The sequence below is a fragment of the Streptomyces malaysiensis subsp. samsunensis genome, assembly GCF_024519315.1.
Lineage (GTDB): Bacteria > Actinomycetota > Actinomycetes > Streptomycetales > Streptomycetaceae > Streptomyces > Streptomyces malaysiensis.
On record NZ_JANIIC010000230.1, the window covers coordinates 1 to 895 of the forward strand.

At 71.1% G+C, this 895-nt stretch carries 1 protein-coding gene; it reads left to right on the forward strand.

Annotated elements, in window-relative coordinates:
- A partial coding sequence (locus NQU54_RS48635) for an acyltransferase domain-containing protein (protein ID WP_257636668.1) occupies nucleotides 1-895 on the forward strand: 895 nt, incomplete at both ends.

Genomic DNA, 895 nt, shown 5'->3' on the forward strand with positions numbered 1-895 from the left:
TTTGGCCGACGCGGGGTTGTCCGCGGACGAGGTGGACGCGGTCGAGGCACACGGCACGGGAACGACCCTCGGCGACCCGATCGAGGCTGACGCGCTGCTCGCCACGTATGGGCGGGGGCGGGATCCGGAGCGGCCGTTGTGGCTGGGGTCGCTGAAGTCCAACATCGGGCACACCCAGGCCGCCGCGGGCGTCGGTGGCGTGATCAAGGCGGTGCAGATGATGCGGCACGGTGTGCTGCCCGCTTCGCTGCACGCCGGGGAACCCTCGCCGCATGTCGACTGGTCCCCGGGCACCGTGAGGCTCCTGGCGGAGTCACTCGACTGGCCGGACACCGGTCGTCTGCGGCGTGCGGGTGTGTCGTCGTTCGGGATCAGTGGGACGAACGCGCATGTGATCGTGGAGGAAGCTCCGGCTGTGGCCGAGTCGGGGGGCGAGCGTGATGTGCTGTCCGGGGTGGTGCCGTGGGTGTTGTCGGGGCGTAGTGGTGCGGCGTTGCGGGGGCAGGCGGAGCGGCTGGTGGCGTTCGTGGAGTCGCGGCCGGAGGTGTCTCCCGTCGATGTCGGGGCCTCGTTGGTGAGCGGCCGTGCGGTGCATGAGCATCGGGCGGTGGTCGCGGGTACGGGTCGGGACGAACTCCTGGACGCGGTACGGGCGCTGGCCCGCGGCACTGGTGCCAGCGGTGAGGTACGCGGCGACGACACCGAGCCACGGGTGGTGTTCGTGTTCCCGGGGCAGGGGGCGCAGTGGGTGGGTATGGCGGCGGAGTTGCTGGCGGATTCGCCGGTGTTCGCCGCGCGGATGCGGGAGTGTGCGGCGGCGTTGAAGCCTCATCTCGACCTGCCGCTTCTTGAGGTCCTGGGTGATGCGGTGGCGTTGGAGCGGGTGGATGTGGTG